Origin of the sequence: Micromonospora sp. NPDC005257 (assembly GCF_042872445.1) — a bacterium.
Classification (GTDB): Bacteria; Actinomycetota; Actinomycetes; order Mycobacteriales; family Micromonosporaceae; genus Micromonospora.
Genome location: NZ_JBIAKL010000009.1, coordinates 299,376 through 315,472, shown reverse-complemented (window position 1 = coordinate 315,472; position 16,097 = coordinate 299,376). Strand labels below are relative to the sequence as shown.

General features: G+C 73.2%; 21 protein-coding genes. 5 read left to right on the top strand and 16 right to left on the bottom strand.

The features are described from left to right. Positions 1 to 5 precede the first annotated feature (5 nt). The 5 genes from ACFYO8_RS20920 to ACFYO8_RS20900 all read right to left on the bottom strand — a co-directional run bounded on the left by ACFYO8_RS20920 (position 6) and on the right by ACFYO8_RS20900 (position 3,479). Entirely contained in the window at positions 6 to 743 is a 738-nt protein-coding gene (locus ACFYO8_RS20920) for an alanyl-tRNA editing protein (protein ID WP_184688883.1), read from the bottom strand. 11 nt (positions 744 to 754) lie between these two features. Continuing rightward, the gene (locus ACFYO8_RS20915; RefSeq protein WP_184688886.1) at positions 755 to 1,642 is read right to left on the bottom strand and encodes an alpha/beta fold hydrolase; all 888 of its coding nucleotides are present in this window, start codon (positions 1,640 to 1,642) and stop codon (positions 755 to 757) included. Then, positions 1,639 to 1,953, bottom strand: a complete 315-nt coding sequence (locus ACFYO8_RS20910) for a DUF2516 family protein (RefSeq protein WP_030504568.1) — start codon at positions 1,951 to 1,953, stop codon at positions 1,639 to 1,641. Before ACFYO8_RS20910 ends, ACFYO8_RS20915 begins: the two co-directional genes overlap by 4 nt. 72 nt (positions 1,954 to 2,025) lie before the next feature. Beyond that, complete coding sequence (locus tag ACFYO8_RS20905; protein ID WP_355047189.1) at positions 2,026 to 2,811, bottom strand: hypothetical protein; 786 nt, start codon at positions 2,809 to 2,811, stop codon at positions 2,026 to 2,028. Further along, positions 2,808 to 3,479 (bottom strand): helix-turn-helix transcriptional regulator, encoded by a 672-nt coding sequence (locus tag ACFYO8_RS20900; protein ID WP_355047188.1) that lies wholly within the window; start codon positions 3,477 to 3,479, stop codon positions 2,808 to 2,810. The genes ACFYO8_RS20905 and ACFYO8_RS20900 overlap by 4 nt, the downstream gene beginning before the upstream one ends. A gap of 113 nt (positions 3,480 to 3,592) precedes the next feature. Here ACFYO8_RS20900 and ACFYO8_RS20895 point away from each other — a divergent pair, with 113 nt between their 5' ends. Continuing rightward, entirely contained in the window at positions 3,593 to 4,390 is a 798-nt protein-coding gene (locus ACFYO8_RS20895; RefSeq protein ID WP_354868534.1) for an alpha/beta hydrolase, read from the top strand. Positions 4,391 to 4,488: 98 nt separating this feature from the next. Here the strand turns inward: ACFYO8_RS20895 and ACFYO8_RS20890 are convergent, their stop codons facing one another. From ACFYO8_RS20890 to ACFYO8_RS20875, 4 genes are all read right to left on the bottom strand, one after another. Further along, positions 4,489 to 5,448 (bottom strand): asparaginase, encoded by a 960-nt coding sequence (locus ACFYO8_RS20890; RefSeq protein ID WP_354868536.1) that lies wholly within the window; start codon positions 5,446 to 5,448, stop codon positions 4,489 to 4,491. A 94-nt stretch (positions 5,449 to 5,542) separates the two neighbouring features. Beyond that, positions 5,543 to 6,385, bottom strand: a complete 843-nt coding sequence (locus tag ACFYO8_RS20885) for a 3-keto-5-aminohexanoate cleavage protein (protein WP_354868539.1) — start codon at positions 6,383 to 6,385, stop codon at positions 5,543 to 5,545. Positions 6,386 to 6,497: 112 nt separating this feature from the next. Beyond that, positions 6,498 to 7,607: a folate-binding protein gene (locus ACFYO8_RS20880; protein WP_354868541.1), complete on the bottom strand. Its 1,110-nt coding sequence runs from the start codon at positions 7,605 to 7,607 to the stop codon at positions 6,498 to 6,500. Continuing rightward, a complete protein-coding gene (locus ACFYO8_RS20875; protein WP_354869155.1) occupies positions 7,604 to 8,011 on the bottom strand; it encodes a Fur family transcriptional regulator in 408 nt (135 codons plus the stop codon). The genes ACFYO8_RS20880 and ACFYO8_RS20875 overlap by 4 nt, the downstream gene beginning before the upstream one ends. A 92-nt stretch (positions 8,012 to 8,103) precedes the next feature. Between ACFYO8_RS20875 and ACFYO8_RS20870 the strand changes: the two genes are divergently transcribed. Further along, on the top strand, positions 8,104 to 8,955 hold the full coding sequence (locus ACFYO8_RS20870; RefSeq protein WP_354868543.1) for an aminotransferase class IV: 852 nt from the start codon (positions 8,104 to 8,106) through the stop codon (positions 8,953 to 8,955). Positions 8,956 to 9,031: 76 nt separating this feature from the next. Here ACFYO8_RS20870 and ACFYO8_RS20865 read toward each other — a convergent pair whose 3' ends face one another. Next, positions 9,032 to 9,622 (bottom strand): FABP family protein, encoded by a 591-nt coding sequence (locus ACFYO8_RS20865; RefSeq protein WP_354868545.1) that lies wholly within the window; start codon positions 9,620 to 9,622, stop codon positions 9,032 to 9,034. 55 nt (positions 9,623 to 9,677) lie between these two features. Next, positions 9,678 to 9,782 (bottom strand): small membrane protein MtfM, encoded by a 105-nt coding sequence (mtfM, locus tag ACFYO8_RS20860; protein WP_354868547.1) that lies wholly within the window; start codon positions 9,780 to 9,782, stop codon positions 9,678 to 9,680. Between the two features lie 23 nt (positions 9,783 to 9,805). On the opposite strand from mtfM, the gene ACFYO8_RS20855 reads away from it, so the two are divergent. The 3 genes from ACFYO8_RS20855 to ACFYO8_RS20845 all read left to right on the top strand — a co-directional run bounded on the left by ACFYO8_RS20855 (position 9,806) and on the right by ACFYO8_RS20845 (position 12,702). After that, the gene (locus ACFYO8_RS20855) at positions 9,806 to 10,168 is read left to right on the top strand and encodes a DsrE family protein (protein ID WP_354868550.1); all 363 of its coding nucleotides are present in this window, start codon (positions 9,806 to 9,808) and stop codon (positions 10,166 to 10,168) included. A 111-nt stretch (positions 10,169 to 10,279) separates the two neighbouring features. Next, entirely contained in the window at positions 10,280 to 10,630 is a 351-nt protein-coding gene (locus ACFYO8_RS20850) for an SCP2 sterol-binding domain-containing protein (RefSeq protein ID WP_387188165.1), read from the top strand. Beyond that, complete coding sequence (locus ACFYO8_RS20845) at positions 10,627 to 12,702, top strand: glycogen debranching N-terminal domain-containing protein (protein ID WP_354868556.1); 2,076 nt, start codon at positions 10,627 to 10,629, stop codon at positions 12,700 to 12,702. The genes ACFYO8_RS20850 and ACFYO8_RS20845 overlap by 4 nt, the downstream gene beginning before the upstream one ends. A 2-nt stretch (positions 12,703 to 12,704) precedes the next feature. Here ACFYO8_RS20845 and ACFYO8_RS20840 read toward each other — a convergent pair whose 3' ends face one another. From ACFYO8_RS20840 to ACFYO8_RS20820, 5 genes are all read right to left on the bottom strand, one after another. Then, entirely contained in the window at positions 12,705 to 13,553 is an 849-nt protein-coding gene (locus ACFYO8_RS20840; RefSeq protein ID WP_354868559.1) for a hypothetical protein, read from the bottom strand. A 109-nt stretch (positions 13,554 to 13,662) separates the two neighbouring features. After that, the gene (locus tag ACFYO8_RS20835; RefSeq protein WP_354868562.1) at positions 13,663 to 14,001 is read right to left on the bottom strand and encodes a DUF1416 domain-containing protein; all 339 of its coding nucleotides are present in this window, start codon (positions 13,999 to 14,001) and stop codon (positions 13,663 to 13,665) included. Beyond that, positions 14,001 to 14,849, bottom strand: coding sequence for a sulfurtransferase (locus ACFYO8_RS20830; protein WP_354868564.1), 849 nt, complete (start codon positions 14,847 to 14,849; stop codon positions 14,001 to 14,003). Before ACFYO8_RS20830 ends, ACFYO8_RS20835 begins: the two co-directional genes overlap by 1 nt. A gap of 192 nt (positions 14,850 to 15,041) precedes the next feature. Next, the gene (locus ACFYO8_RS20825; RefSeq protein WP_310503780.1) at positions 15,042 to 15,119 is read right to left on the bottom strand and encodes an Ms5788A family Cys-rich leader peptide; all 78 of its coding nucleotides are present in this window, start codon (positions 15,117 to 15,119) and stop codon (positions 15,042 to 15,044) included. Positions 15,120 to 15,255: 136 nt separating this feature from the next. Next, on the bottom strand, positions 15,256 to 16,038 hold the full coding sequence (locus tag ACFYO8_RS20820) for a DUF2993 domain-containing protein (RefSeq protein ID WP_354868567.1): 783 nt from the start codon (positions 16,036 to 16,038) through the stop codon (positions 15,256 to 15,258). Positions 16,039 to 16,097: the final 59 nt, after the last annotated feature.

Here is a 16,097-nt window from a genome sequence, read left to right as displayed (position 1 = left end):
ACGGGTCAGTCCGCCAGGCGCACGCGTACCCGGCGGTTGGCCCGCCCCTTGCTCTCCACCTTGACCACCTGGACCTTGCCGATCTGGGCGGTGGAGGCGACGTGCGTGCCGCCGTCGGCCTGCACGTCCAGCCCGACGATGTCGACGATCCGCACCTCCTGCTCCTCCGGCGGGATCAGGTTCGACTGGGTACGGATGATGTCCGGCAGCGCGAGCGCCTCGGCGCGCGGCAGCACCCGCACGGCGACCGACCGGTCGGCGGCCACCTCGGCGTTCACCAGCTCCTCGATGCGGGCCTTGAAGTCCGGCGGCACCTCGGGCAGGTTGAAGTCCATCCGGGCCTCGCCCGGCTCCATGTTGCCGCCGGTGACGAGCGCGCCGAAGTCACGGAACACCACGCCGCAGAGCACGTGCAGCCCGGAGTGGGTACGCATCAGCATGGTCCGGCGGGCGTCCTCCACCGCGCCGGTGACCTCGGTGCCGACCGGCGGCACCGGGTCGCCCTCGGCCGGGATCAGCCACAGGTCGTCGCCCTTGCGGGTGCCGACGATGCGGGTCTGTACGCCCTGCCAGAGCAGCACCCCGTGATCCGGCGGCTGCCCGCCGCCACCGGGGTAGAACGCGGACCGGTCCAGCACGATGCCCTGCTCGGGATCGGCCGCCAGCACCCGGCACGTCCACTCGCGCAGGGTCGGGTCGGCGAGGTCGAGCCGGTGCGTACGGCCGTGGTGTGTGACGCCCATGGACGGCGACGTTACCCGTTCAGGAACTCCGAGACGCGCCCCCGCAGGTCGGCGCGTTCGGTCCAGAGCACACCGGGCCGGTCGTACACGTGCAGTGTGGCGTTGGGCAGCGCGGCGGCCAGCCGTTCGGCGACGGCGACCGGGTGCAGGTCGTCGTCGGCGGCGGCGATGACCAGCGCCGGCGCGGTGACCGCGGCGAGCGACCCGGCGTCGTCGAGCGGGGCCTGCCCGGGCAGGTCGGCCAGACCCGGCGCGAGCCCGTCGCGCAGCAACTGGTCGAGCCGCTGCCGCAGATAGGCCCAGCCGGCGGGCGTGTTGCGCACCGACGGCGGCAGTTCCAGCGACACCACGTCGGCGAGCGCCGAGGCGTCACCCTCGGCCACCGCGTCGAGCAGGCCGGTGAGCCGGGCCCGCGCCACCTCGCCACGCGGCGTGTCCAGCACGGCGGGCAGGAAGAAGACGAGCCGCTCGAAGCGTTCCGGGCTCTCGGCGAGCAGCCGGCAGAGCGCGCCCGCTCCGAGGCTGGCGCCGAACGCCCTGGTCGCGCCGCCCAGGTCCGAGATCGCACGCAGGTCACGAGCGAGATCCAGATAGCTCCACGGGCCGGGCGGGGAGTCGGAGCGGCCGTGCCCACGGAACTGGAAGAAGATGCGCCGACCGGCGACGCCGCTGCCGAACGGACGGGTGGTGGCGATGCCGTTGCCCAGCCCGTGCGCGAACACGGTGACCGGCTCACCGGTGCCGGTGACCAGGCGCTCCAGGCTCACGCCGTGCGGCGTCGCGACCAGCTCCGTCTCCGGCTCCGGCAGCGCGGGCCGCCCGGTCCGGGGCGCGCCGGGACCCGGCCCCCAGGTGCGGGGACCGCCGTCCGGCGGCGGGGGCCAGCGGAAACCTCTCACCAGGACCCTCGGCCGTCGTGCAGGTCCCGCAGGCCGGGCCGCACGTCGAGCAGGTAGATGAGACCGGCCGCGATACCGATCAGTCCGAAGAGGCTGATCGGGCCGAAGCCGAGCAGGGTCAACAGCAGGCAGACCGCCAGGATGGCGACCCAGCCGCCCTTGGGCAGCGTGCCGATCGCGGCGAATCCGTCGCCGCGCTGGGTGACCGCGTGCACCAGCGCCACTCCCTGAACGACCAGGGCGAAGACGAGCAGGATCAGCTGGATCACGTCTTGGACTGCGAACGCGAAAATCGGCGCGGCGATGGCCATGGGGGCAAGCTTATGCCGAGACCCCGGAAACGTCCGACAAGACGTTGTCCGGGGTCCCGCTGGTGCGACGGATCACTCGGCGGCCGGGCGGGTCCGCTTCGTGGTCTTCGGCAGCTTCGCCGCCGGGGTGGCCGGCTTCGCGGCGGTCGTCTTGGTGGCGGCCTTGGTCGCGGTCGCCTTGGTGGCGCGGGTCCGCTTCACCGCGGCCGGCTTGGCGGCCACCGCCTCGGCCACCTCAGCCGGGCTGGGCACCTCGGCCGGCGCGGTGGCGGCCGGCTTCGGGGCCACGTCGGCCTTGCCGGCGGTGTCGGCCTTGCCGGCGGTGTCGGCCTTCGTCGCGGCGTCGGCCTTCACGGCCACGTCGATGCCGGTGGCCTCGGTGGCCTCGATGTCGGCGTTCACCGTGTCGGCGGCCTCCAGCACCCCGGCGCCGACGACCCGCTCGCCGCGGGCGACCAGCTCGGCGTACGCGGCCAGGGCGCGCTCCTGCGCGGCGTACGCACCGGCCACCACGACGGCGGCGTTGCGGGTGGCGGCCTCGCGCAGCTTCTCGATGTGCGCCGCCTCGCGCAGCTTCTCCAGGTTGGCGGCCCCGCGGAGCTGGTCGAGGTCGGTCGCGACGGCCCGCTCGCGCAGCCCGGTGGCGGTCTCGTTGGCCGTCTTCAGCGTCTCGGTGGCCTTCTGGCGCAGCTCGAAGCCGGTGACGACGGCCTTGCCGCCGAGGTCGGCGACGACCCGGGTGCCGAGGCCGCTGACCACGGTGGGCAGCTTGCGCAGCTGTTCCAGGGCCAGCTCACCGGCGCCGGCGGCGGCGTAGAGGGGTGCGGGGATGCGGTTGGTCTTCGGCTGGGTGGTCATGACTGCTCCTCTTCGGCCGCACCGGCGGCCTTCCGGGCCGCCCGGCGGGCGGTCGTGTGCTCAGGGGCGGCGGTGGTCGGGGCCGGCGCGGCGCCCGCTTCGGTGACGGCCACCGATTCGAGGACCGCCTCGGTCGGGGTGCCCGCCGGCGTGACCAGACCGGTGGCGGCCGCCGCGACCGTCGCCGGGGCCTCCGGCGCGCTGGCCGCCTCGGTGTTCGCGGCCGCCTCCGTCGCGGTGGCCTTCTCGCCCGGCTCGGCCGTGGTGGCCGCCTCGGACGCCGTAACCGCCTCGGACGCCGTGGCCGCCTCGGTCGCCTCGGCCAGGCGGGCGTTCTCGCGCCGGAACGTCTCGTAGATCTGGGTGAGCGACTGCTTCTGCGCCATGGTCAGCTCGGGGTCGACGGCGATCGCCGCGAGCACACCCTGGCCCTCCTTGTCGTCGAGCAGCCCGGCGCGCAGGTACATCGCCGGGGTGGAGACACGAAGCGCGCTGGCGAGCTGCTGGAGCACCTCAGCACTCGGCTTGCGCAGCCCGCGCTCGATCTGGCTCAGGTAGGGATTGCTGACGCCGGCCTGCTCGGCGAGCTGACGCAGTGAGATCTTCGCGTTGCGCCGCAGGTCGCGAATGAACCCGCCGACATCGGGAAGGTCCTTGCTGGTGGCCATGACTCAACGCTAGCTCGCGCTGCTAACTGCTGCAAGCAAAACGCTAGCCAGAGTTAGCAGGGTCACCAGAGGCGGGTTGCGGGGCCCATGTCCGGTCCGTACCGTTCTCATCCGTGACCAAGATCGATATCAACGGCGCCCAGCTCGCGTACGACGAGAGCGGCAGCGGCACCGCCGTGGTGCTGCTGCACGCCGGCATCGCCGACCGGCGGATGTGGCGCGAGCAGGTCCCGGCGCTCGCTCAGCGGCACCGGGCGCTCGCCCTGGACCTGCGCGGCTACGGCGAGTCGGAGCTGCCGCCCGCGCCGTTCGCCCACCACGACGACGTGATCGGACTGCTCGATGCGCTGGGCATCGAGCGGGCCGCGCTCGTCGGCTGCTCGTTCGGCGGCCGGGTCGCCGTGGACGCCGCGCTCGCCCACCCGGAGCGGGTTTCGGCGCTGGCCCTGTTCGGCGCCGCGATCTCCGGCCATGAGTGGTCCGAGGAGACCGAGCAGCTCTGGGAGGAGCTGGTCGGGGACGTGGACCCGGAGGACCTCACCGCCACCGCCGCCGGGGAGGTGCGCTTCTGGGTGGTCGGCCCGACCCGCCGCCCGGAGGACGTCGGCCCGGAGCTGATCCGGTTCGCCGAGGAGATGGACCGCCGGGCGCTCGCCGCCGAGCAGGCGCTGAGCGCGATCGAGGTGGGCGAGCTGGACCCGCCGGCCATCGACCGGCTGGGCGAGCTGCGCGCACCGGTGCTGGCCGCCGCCGGCGCGGACGACCTGGCCGACATCCGCCGCCTGGCCGACCGCATCGCCGACGAGACCCCGAACGGTGTACGCCTCCCCGACGTGGCGAACACGGCCCACCTGCTCCCCCTGGAGCGCCCCGCCGAGGCGAACGCCGCCCTCCTGTCCTTCCTCCCCTGACCGTGGTTCCTGCGCGCGATCGCGCACTTGTGGCCCTCGGCTCGTCCGGAATGGGCAGTCTGCCGGGGCGATAAGTGCAAGATCGCCGCAGCCGAGGGTCACCAGGCGTGGCGGATGGCTCCTACCGGGAGGCCGCCGCCCAACAAGGGTGGCTCGGCGTACTCGGTGAGGATGGGGGCGCGCACGTTCAGGCGGGCCAGGGCGGACACCAGGACGGGTGTGCGAGCTCTCGCGGCGCCGTCGTCGATCTTCAGGGCGACGGCGCCGACCCCCGGGACCGCCGCCGCGATCACGCCCTCCGCGCCGATCTTGGCGAGCAGACCGGGTACGCCGCGCATCAGCCGGGTGTCCTCCGCCCGGGTGCCGCCGACCAGCTCCGGGTACGCCCGCATGGCGTCCGCCACCGTCCGCTCCACGGTGCCCGGCTCGGCGCTGACCAGCCGCAGGAATGCCCGCGCCAGCCCGGTCAGCGAGACGGCGAGCACCGGCGCGCCGCAGCCGTCCACCCCGACCGCCGCCGCCCGCTCGCCGGTGAATTCCTCGATGGTGGCGGTCAGGCCCCGCTGGAGCGGATGCTCGGGCCGCCAGTAGCCGTCCAGCGGCCAGCCGGCGGCCAGACACGTGCGCAGCATGCCGGCGTGCTTGCCGGAGCAGTTCATCAGCACCCGGGCCGGACCGCCGCCGGCCCGCAGCACCGCCTCCCGGGCGGCCTCGCCGAACGGCAGGTCCGGCGGGTTGTGCAACGCGTCCTCGGTCAGGCCGGCGTCGCGCAGCAGCGCGGTCACCCGCTCGACGTGGAACTCCTCACCGGCGTGGCTGGCCGTGACGAGCGCCACGTCGGCCGGATCGGTGAGCGGCAGCCCGGCCCGGAGCATCCCGATCGCCTGCATCGGCTTGCTCGACGAGCGGGGGAAGATCGGCGAGGTGACGTCGCCGGCGCCGGCGACCGGCTCACCGGCGGCGTCGAGCACCACCACGGAACCCCGGTGGACGCCCTCCACGAAGCCGGACCGGACCACCTCGGCGAGCGGCACGCCGCCCTCGTACGTCTTTCCCACGTAATGGACCGTACCGACGGAACGGGCCCGGTGGGCGGCGGGGTGACCTGCGACGTCGTCCAGGGCGGTACAGGGCCGTCGGCCGCTGCGCCGCTTACCGGGCGGCGGCCGGGACGCCGAGCAGCGTGCGGACCTCGGCAGTGGTCAGCGGGGGCCGCTGGGCGAGCTGGGCGAAGCCCACCGCCCGCGCGACGAGCTGCATGTTGGACTCCACCGGGCGACCCTTGGCGTACGTGACCGTGTCCTCCATGCCGACGCGCAGGTGACCGCCGGTCGACAGCGAGGCGAGCATCACCGGGATGGTGCTGCGCCCGATGCCGGTGGCCGAGAACGTGGTGCCCTCGGGCAGGTCGCGCAGCATCTGCTGGGCCGCCACGAGCGTCGCCGTGGTGCCCGGCATGCCGCCCGGCACGCCCATCACGAAGTCGACGTGCACGTGCCCGCCGTGCGGCAGGCCGTACTTGCCGAGCAGCCGCTGCAACGCGGTGAGGTGGCCCAGGTCGAAGATCTCGTACTCGGGGACGACGCCGCGCTCCTGCATCCGGGTGTGCAGGTCGACGATGAACTCCCACCGGTTGAGGAACACGTCGTCGCCGAAGTTGACGGTGCCCATGGTGCAGGAGGCCATGTCCGGCCCGGCGTCGAGCACCGCCAGCCGGGCGGCCTCCGGGTCGGTCACCGCGCCCCCGGAGGAGAGCTGCACGATCAGGTCGGTGCTCTCCCGCAGCGCCGCCACCGTGTCGCGCAGCCGCCCCTGGTCGAGCGTGGGCCGCGCGTCGTCGTCGCGGATGTGGACGTGGATCACGGCGGCGCCGAGCGCCTCGCACTCCTTGGCGGTCAGCAGCAGCTCGTCGAGCGTCACCGGCAGCGCCGGCACCTCCGCCTTCGCCGACTCCGCGCCGGTGGGGGCAACCGTGATCAACGTCCCTGTCGTCATGCCCCGGATCCTAGACCGGCCTCCGACGCCGGGTCGACCGGAGGATTTCCGGTGCGAGCCGCGTCAAGAAGGGACCCTTCCTCCACCGGAGGCGTTGAGAAGGGACCCTTCCTTACGCGTCGATCGCGGCGGCGCTCTCGCCGACGAGCAGGCGGGCGTCGTCGGGCGTGTTGCGCTTCAGGACGGCGAGCGCCACCTGACCCAGCTCGAAGTGCTGCACGGCGGTGCCCACGAAGCCGACGGTCCGGCCGTCGAGCGTCACCGGCGTACCGGCCACCGGCGGCTGATCGCTCGCCACGCCGTCCAGGTGCAGCAGGACGAGCCGGCGGGGCGGCTTGCCCAGGTTGTGCACCCGGGCCACCGTCTCCTGCCCCCGGTAGCAGCCCTTGTCGAGGTGCACGGCCGGGGCGATCAGGTCCACCTCGGCCGGGATCGTCCGGTGGTCGGTGTCCACGCCGGCCCGGGCCCGCTTGGCGGCCACCCGCATCGCCTCGTACGCCCACAGCCCGGCCACCGGCACCCCGGCGCCCCGCAGCTCGGCGACCACCTCGTCCATCGCGGCCCGGGGCACCAGCAGGTCGACGCCGAGCGCCACCCGCCGGGCCCAGCCGCCAGCGGGGAGCGGCTTGACGTCGTACACCACCGAGGGCCGCGCGGGCAGCTCGCCGGAACGGAACTTCGGACCCGGCACCGCGACCACGTCGGGTCCGGCCAGCCCGGTGACGCCGAGCGTGTCCAGCGCGCCGGACGCCTCCGGCCCGACCAGCGACAGCAGCGCGTGCTCGGCGGTGGCGTCGCGCGGGTCGACCCGGCTGAAGAACCGCATCTTCTCCAGGTATGACAGCAGGCCCTCAGTCATCCCCGGCTCGGTGTCCAGCCAGGTGGTCTCGCCGTCGTCGGCGACCATCGCGTGCTGTTCGACGTGCCCGTGCGGGGAGAGCACCAGCAGCTCGGTGCCCTGCCACCGCGCCAACGCGGCCAGGTGCTGGCTGGTCAGCGTGTGCAGCCAGCTGATCCGCTCCTCGCCCGGCACCGCGACCACGCCCCGGTGCGAGCGGTCGACCAGCCCCACGCCGGTGGCCAGGAGGCGCTGCTCGCGCATCGGGTCGCCGTAGTGGGCGGCCACCGGGCCGACGCCGGCCGCCCGGTGGGCCGGCTCCGGCTGGTCCCGGGTCTTGTCGTCGATGGCGTCGGTGGTCACCGCGCCGGCGATGTCGATCATGTGCGTTCCCCGTTCTGTGCGCAGCGGCCGCAGACCCCGAAGAGCGCGACATGCCCGATGTCGACCTGGAACCCGCGCTGCTCGGCCAACTGGTCGGCGAGCGGGCGGAACATCTCGGGAGAGATCTCGTCGATCGCCCCGCACTCCCGGCACACCAGGTGCACGTGCTGGTGCTCACCCGCCGCGTGGTAGGTCGGCGAACCGTGCGACAGGTGCGTGTGCGTCACCAGGCCGAGCCGTTCCAGCAGCTCCAGCGTCCGGTAGATGGTGGTGATGTTGACTCCGGCCGCCACCTCGCGGACCGCGGTGTGCACCTGCTCCGGGGTGGCGTGCCCCAGATCCAGGACGGCCTGGAGCACCAGCTGCCGCTGCGCCGTCAGCCGCAGCCCGCGTGAGCGGAGCATTTCCGCGAGGGAGGATTCGGACACCCTTCGATCATAGTTCGGCCGCCGCGCCGGCCGGTCCGCCGCCGGGGTACGCCATTTACGCTGCGCCGGTGGAGGCGACACGGGTGGCGGTGCTCGGCCGAGGGCTCGTACCGGCGGGTGAGCCGGTGCTGCGCGGCGACGACCGGGGCGTACTGCACGGCGACGGCCTGTTCGAGACGCTGCACCTGCGCGACGGGCGGCCGTGGCTGCTGGAGCCGCACCTGACCCGGCTGCGGGCCGGCGCGTCGGTGATCGACCTGCCGCTGCCTCCGGACGCCGCGCTGGCCGAGCTGCTGGACGCGGTGTGCGCCGGCTGGCCCGCGCAGGCCGAGGGCGCGTTGCGGCTGGTCTGCACGCGAGGGCCGGAGGGTGGCGGGCCGCCGACGGTGTACGCCACGCTCGGCGAGGTGCCCGCGTTGGCCCGGGCGGCCCGGCGCGACGGGGTGACGGTGGCCACGCTGCCGCTCGGGGTGGCCGCCCGGTCCCGCCCGGAGCTGGGGTGGCTGCCGAGCGGCGTGAAGTCCACCTCGTACGCGCTGAGCACCGCCGCCCGCCGGTGGGCGCAACGGACCGGCGTGGACGACGTGCTCTGGGTCTCGACCGACGGTTACGTGCTGGAGGGGCCCACCGCCAACGTGGTGTGGCTGAGCGGCGGCCGTCTCCTCACGGCGCCTGCGGCACAGACCGGAATCCTGCCCGGCGTGACCGCCCACCACCTGCTGAAACGCGCGGCCGAACTGGGCCTGGCGGCCGGCGAGCACCTGCCCACGGTGCCCGACCTGCACGCCGCCGAGGCCATCTGGCTGACCAGCTCCCTACGCGGCCCGGTCGAGGTGACCACCCTGGACGGAACCCCCCGCCCCAGGCACCACCTGACCCCCCGCATCCAGACCCTCCTGCACTTCCCCCCACCCCGTTGATCATGAAGTTGGCGGCGCCGGCTGCCTGATATGTCGCCGCCAACTTCATGATCGCCGGGATCAGCGGCGAGGTGGGTCAGCCGGCCACCCGGGTCAGGCGGGCGGAGAGGTGCGGGCTCAGGGGGTGGCCCACGGCGGCCATCTCCTGGGCGTACAGCAGGGCGCCCTCCACGATGCCGAACAGGCGGGCACCGGCGGTGACCTCCTTCGCGGTGGCGGTACGCACGACCGCGTCGGTGGAGAACTCGATCTGGGTGCCCTTGCGCTTGCCGATGTGCAGCTCCATCACGCCGGTCGGCACGGTCATCAACGCCTCCAGCTCGTCGGTGACCCGCTCACCGTCGAGCACCGGACGCCACCAGCCCACCTCGCGGCCGGCGGGGCGGACCGGGCGGCTCTGCTCGTCCAGGAGCCAGGCCCGCGACTCGTAGAACAGGAACGGCCGGCCGTCGTGGCTGATCCGGATCTCCTGCGCGTAGTCGAAGTCCTCGATCGTCGGGAACCCACCCCGGCCCCGGCCCCGCCACACCCCGACGTACGGCAGCAGCCCGTCCAGGCTCGGGTGCAGCTTCGGGCCGACGCGCAGGTCGTGGCTCTCCTCGTACGGGTACGGGTCGACCGGCGGCGCGTTCAACCACGGCGGCTGAAGCGGATTCTCACTGTTCACAGCGCCATCCTCGTTCGCGACTGCGGGGCTCGCAAAACCGGCTCACTCCTCGCGCTCACCATCTACCTCTACCGATTCGCACTGCGACATAGACCAGGCCGCCGGCGAGGGCGCCCAAGCCGGCGACCAGCAGGCTGACGAACCCGATCTCGGTAACCATCCGGACCATCCTATGCTGGCGGCATGGCGCGCACTCTCGTCGTCAAGGCCACCGCCGGCGCGGACTCCCCGGAACGCTGCGCCCAGGCGTTCACAGTCGCCTCCACCGCAGCCGCGGCCGGGGTGGAGGTGTCGCTCTGGCTCACCGGTGAGTCCACCTGGTTCGCGCTCCCCGGGCGGGCGGAGACGTTCGAGCTGCCGCACTCCGCGCCGCTCGGTGAACTGCTGCACGTCGTCCTGGCCACCGGCCGGGTGACCGCCTGCACCCAGTGCGCGGCCCGGCGGGACATCGGCCCGGGCGACGTCATCCCCGGCGTACGCATAGCCGGAGCAGCGGTTTTCGTCGAGGAGGCGATGGCCGAGGGCGCGCAGGCGCTTGTCTACTGAGCCACCAGCCAGGTTGTCCACTCTGCCCGGTGGGCTGATCCTGACCCGACATGTCCGGATTGCGCCTACGATGCGAATGTGAGTGAGGCGATCCAACGGTTCTTCGCGTCGATGCCGGCGCGCGCCGCGGCAGTGCTCAACAGCCCGATCGGCGGCACGCTCCAGATCAATCTGGCCGACGGCAACCGCACCGAGCACTGGTACGTGACGCTGAGCCCTGGATCAGCCCAGGTCAGCCGGGAGGAGCAACGGCCGGCCGACGGCGTGCTGACCCTCTCCACCGAGCTGTTCGAGAAGCTGGTCACCGGCCGTGAGGACGGCATGGCAGCGGTGCTGCGCAACGAGGCCACGTTCAGCGGGCACGTCGTGCTGTTCCTCGCGTTCCGCCGCTTCCTGCCGGCCCGGCCCGACGCACGGGATCCGCGGGACACCGCCCGCGAACACGTCCGGCGGCCGGCGTGAAGGACCGGGTCAGCATTCTCGACGGCAACACGTTCCTGGTCAGCGACGATCGCGGCAACATCGAGCCGTCGTACGACTTCCCCACCGGGCTCTTCTCCTTCGACACCCGGTTCCTCTCCACCTGGTTCCTCACCCTCGACGGGCAACGCCTGCACGCGCTCTCCATCGACGACTCGCTGTCGTACAAGTCGCGCTTCTTCCTGGTCCCCGGCGAGCCGACGCACTATCTGGACGCGGACGTCTCGGTGATCCGCGCCCGCGCGATCGGCGGCAGCCTCGACGAGCAACTGACCCTGCTCAATCACTCCGAGCGGGAGAAGGAGTTCCGGCTCCGGCTGGAGATCGGCTCCGACTTCGCCGACCTCTTCGAGATCAAGCACAAGCGGGACAAGAAGGGGCGCACCACACCCACCGCGGAGGAGAACGCGCTGCGGCTGACCTACCGCAGGCAGGCGTTCCACCGCGAGACGCTGGTGACGAGCAGCGCGCCGGCCGACGTCGACGCGAACGGGATGACGTTCCGGATCCGGGTCGGCCCGCACAGCGAGTGGACCGCCAGGCTGCACATCGACACGGTCATCTACGGCGCCCGGGGCCAGGACATCCGGGCCGCTCTGCCGCTTGGCGGCCGGCGTACGGCCGACGACATCGACGCGGAACAGAGCGCCCTGATCAGCCGCGCGCCGAAGCTGGGCTGCGACTGCGAGCCGCTGGCCGGGGCGTACCGGCGCAGCCTCAACGACCTGGCCGCCCTCCGGTACGAGTCGATCACGCTCGGCGTCCGGCTGCTCGCCGCCGGCCTGCCCTGGTTCATGACGCTGTTCGGCCGGGACAGCATCTTCACCTCGCTGCAGGTGCTGCCGTTCCTGCCGGAGCTGGTCAAACCCACGATCGTCATGCTCGCCGGCCTGCAGGGCAGCCGGGTCGACGACTTCCGGGACGAGGAGCCCGGCAAGATCCTGCACGAGCTGCGCTACGGCGAGACCGCCGGCTTCGAGGAGCAGCCGCACTCGCCGTACTACGGCGCCGCCGACACCACAGCGCTGTTCGTGATCCTGCTCGACGAGTACGAGCGGTGGACCGGTGACGCCGAGCTGGTGCGCCAACTGGAACACGAGACGCGTGCGGCGTTGAGCTGGCTGGACACGTACGGCGACCTGCTCGGCACCGGCTACGTCTGGTACATGTCCCGCAACCCGGCGACCGGGCTGCCGAACCAGTGCTGGAAGGACTCGCCGGAGGGCGTCTCCTACGCCGACGGGCAGATGCCCGAGTTCCCCCGGGCCACGTGCGAACTTCAGGGGTACGCGTACGACGCGAAGCTGCGCGGCGCCCGCATGGCCCGCATTCACTGGAACGACCCGGCGTACGCCGACCGGCTGGAACGCGAGGCGGCGGCGCTGAAGGAACGGTTCAACCGCGACTTCTGGATCCCGGACCGGGAGTACTACGCGCTGGCGCTCGACCCGCAGGGCCGCCAGGTGGACGCGCTCACCTCCAACATCGGCCACCTGCTGTGGAGCGGCATCGTCGACGAGGCCCGAGCCCCGGCGATCGCCGCCCACCTGCTCGGCCCGCGCCTGTTCTCCGGGTGGGGCGTGCGCACGCTCGCCGACGGGCAGGGCCGGTACAACCCGGTCGGCTACCACGTCGGCACGGTGTGGCCGTTCGACAACTCGATCATCGCCTGGGGCCTGTGGCGGTACGGCTTCCGGCAGGAGGCCGGCCGGATCTGCGACGCCCTGCTCAGCGCCTCGCGCTACTTCGACGGGCGGCTGCCCGAGGTGTTCGCCGGCTACGCGCGCGACCTCACCGAGTACCCGGTGGAGTACCCCACCGCGTGCAGCCCGCAGGCGTGGTCCGCCGGCACGCCGCTGCTGCTGCTACGGGTGATCCTGGGCCTGGAACCGCAGGGCGAGCACCTGATCATCGACCCGGCCGTACCGCCGGGGATGGGCCGGGTGGAACTGCTCGACATCCCGGGACGCTGGGGCCGGGTGGACGCGCTCGGCCGCAGCCGGGAGCCGCACGAGGAACCCGCGCCGCCGCCGCTCACGCTGCCCGGACAGTGACGTCAGACCGGGCAGGGCGTGGTCACCGCCACCCGGACCCGCTCGCCGGCCCGCTGCGCCAGCACCGCCGGGTCGCCCGGACGCGCGTATCCGTCGGCCGAGTCCACGACCGGCGCGGCGCCGTCGCCGAACGCGACGGCCAGCGGCTGGTCGGCCGGCGCGGCCGCCTCGGACCGGACCGTGCGGGCGGTCCCGCCGCCCGGGCAGGGCGCGGCCAGCACCTGGACCGGGCCGGTCGCGCCGCCCCACCGGCCCAGCGCCGCGGCCAGCACGGCCGACTCGGCGGCGGCGTCGGCGGACAGGGCCCGGTAACCGGATCCCACCGGGCGGCAGCCGGTGTCGGCGGTGAGCAGCACCCGGCCCGGGCCACCGGCCCGGCCCTCGACAACGACGAACTCGCCCGCGTCGGCGCGCAGGAGCGGCTCGCCGTCGAGCGTCGACACCCCGGCCCGCCACTGCGCCGGCAGCCGGTCGGCGATGCCGCGTAGCACCGCGCGTACGTCGTCGCCGCCGATCGCCACCTCGACGCCGCGCTCCAGCGTGGCGCCGTCGTCGAGCGGCGTGATCCGGCAGCCGCGTTCCAGCCGGTCCGACAGGAGCGCCGGTACGCCCGCACCGCCCACCGCGGCGGTCAGCTCGCCGATCGCCCGGTCCACCACCGGGCCGGCCTGGTCCAGCGACCGCTGTTCCTTGACCGTCGGCGGGTCGGTGCGCACCGACCACCAGGTCAGGCCGGCCAGCAGCACTGCCCACGCCACAGTGGCAACCACCGGCCAGCGCAGCCGGCGTCGCCCGCCCGGTCCGGGGCCGGGCGGGGTGGGCGGGGCGTAGCCCGTCTCGACGGCAGTCACCCGGCAATGGTGTCACGTACCGGCGAGCTGCCTGGCCGCGCCTCGGCGCTCTGGAACGGCTCGTGGCCCGCCACCCCGGTGGGGCGGCGGGCCACGATCAGAGCGTGGGTCAGGCGGCGACCGAGACGGTCACCTCGTTGATCCCGCGGGTCGCGGACACGGCGGTGTCGCCGTTGCCGTGGCGGGACAGCGCGCGCAGCGTCCAGGAGCCCGGCGCGGCGAAGAACCGGAACTGCCCGGCCGCCGACGTCACCACCTCGGCGGTGAACTCGCCCGTCGAGTCGAGCAGACGCACGTACGCGCCCGGCACGACCTCACCGGACTCGGCCAGCACGCGGCCGGTGATGACGGTCTCCTTCTCCAGGTCCAGGCTGGCCGGGAGCGGAGCGGACTGGTCCGGCGCGGCGCAGCCGGCGGCAGCGGTCGAGGCGGCGGAGGCGGCGGTCATCAGGCCTCCCCCGGCTCGTCGCCGAGCGCCACCGGCACGCCGACGAGCGAGCCGTACTCGGTCCAGGAGCCGTCGTAGTTCTTCACGTTGCGATGCCCGAGCAGCTCCTGGAGCACGAACCAGCTGTGCGAGGAGCGCTCGCCGATCCGGCAGTACGCGATCGTCTCCTTGCCGTCGTCCAGCCCGGCGTCGGCGTAGATCTTGCGCAGCTCGTCGTCGGACTTGAACGTGCCGTCCTCGTTGGCCGCCTTGGACCACGGGACGCTGATCGCGGTCGGGATGTGACCGGCCCGCTGCGCCTGCTCCTGCGGCAGGTGGGCGGGGGCGAGCAGCCGGCCCGCGAACTCGTCGGGGCTGCGCACGTCGACCAGGTTCTTGGTGCCGATCGCGTCGACCACCTCGTCGCGGAACGCGCGGATCGAGGTGTCCGGCTCCTGCGCGACGTACTGCGTCTTCGGCCGCTCCACCGCGTCGGTGACGAGCGGACGGGCGTCCAGCTCCCACTTCTTGCGGCCGCCGTCGAGCAGCTTCACGTCGCGGTGGCCGTACAGCTTGAAGTACCAGTACGCGTACGCGGCGAACCAGTTGTTGTTGCCGCCGTACAGGATCACGGTGTCGTCGTTGGCGATGCCCCGGTCGGACAGCAGCGCCTCGAACTGGCTCTTGTTGACGAAATCCCGGCGGATCTGGTCCTGCAGGTCGGTGCGCCAGTCGAGCTTGACGGCGCCGGCGATGTGCCCGGTGTCGTAGGCCGAGGTGTCCTCGTCGACCTCGACGAAGACGACGCCCGGGGCGCCGAGGTTCTTCTCGGCCCACTCGGCCGAGACCAGTGCGGTGTCGCGACTCATCAGATCACTCCCTGGTGAGGATGGTTGGTGAGCCTACGCGTGGAGATCGAAGTCTGTGGCTGTCGCACCACGCGCGGGACCCAGAGCTAGGAACGGATCACGGGTACGTGCGACGGCGCCGCTGCCGGGCGTTGAGGGGAGGTTCGTGGACCCTTGGGGCCGCCGTTCAGGCGGCCGGAGACAGCCCCGCCGTCAGATGACGGGGCGACACAGGCAGGTGGCCACGCGGCACAGGTCGACCGCGCGCCGTTTGGTGAGGTGGGTCCCCATGGGCAGGGAGATTACCAGCCCACGCAACAGGTGCCACCAGGCCGACCAGCATCCGGGACGACTGACCGCCTGGTCAGCAGGCCGAATCGACGGTGGGCCGGCTCTCAGCCGGCGGAGTTGATCTGCAGGCCGGCTTTCAGCCGGCGGAGTTGATCGGCACGTTCGCCGCGTCCGCCGTGACCACCAGGCCCTCCGGCTTCGGCTCCACCTTGCGCAGGTTGAGCTGGAACGGCAGCTCCGGCAGCGGCACGTCGATCGAGATGCCCTGCGCGTACCGGGTCAGCGCGGCCCGGGCCAGCGGCAGGTTCGGCAGGCCCTCGGCGGTGAGGTCGTTGAACCGCAGCGCCACCTTGTTGCCGGCCACCGTGACGTCGGCGGTGCCGTTGACGGTGAGCTTGATGCCCAGGACGTCGACCGGGGCGGTCACGGCGAGCTTGCCGTTGCGCTCGCCCAGCGTCAGGCCGGGCCGGTCCAGCAGCTTGGCCAGGCTCTCGTAGGTGATGGTGCCCCGCCCGTCCACGCTCTCGGCCACCACGTCGCCCCGGCCGGATCGCAGCGTGTCCAGCGACGCGGTCACGTTGCGCGCGTCCACGTCCAGCTTCGGCACCTCCACCGCGTCGCCCTGCACGTTGCCGCGCACGTCGGTGAGCTGGATCGAGATGCGCTCGTACCGGCCGTCGAGCACCTGGGTGAGGAACGGGAAACCGGCCACTTCGACCTGCGGCGCGGAGGACTGCGCGTCCTGCTTGGCGACCTCCTGCCGGACCTGGTCGGCGATGGCACGCTCGGCCACCCCGGCGGCGACCCGGTCGGCGACGACGAGCAGCCCGGCCAGCACCAACAGCAGGACGAGGAAGCCGATCAGCACCTTCCGGCCCCGTCGCCGGGGTCGGCCCTCCGCCGGATACGCCTCTGCCACGCCGCCTCCTGTCCTCGCCGCCGTCACCGCGCTCGCGGCGCAACCGTACTTACCCGCGG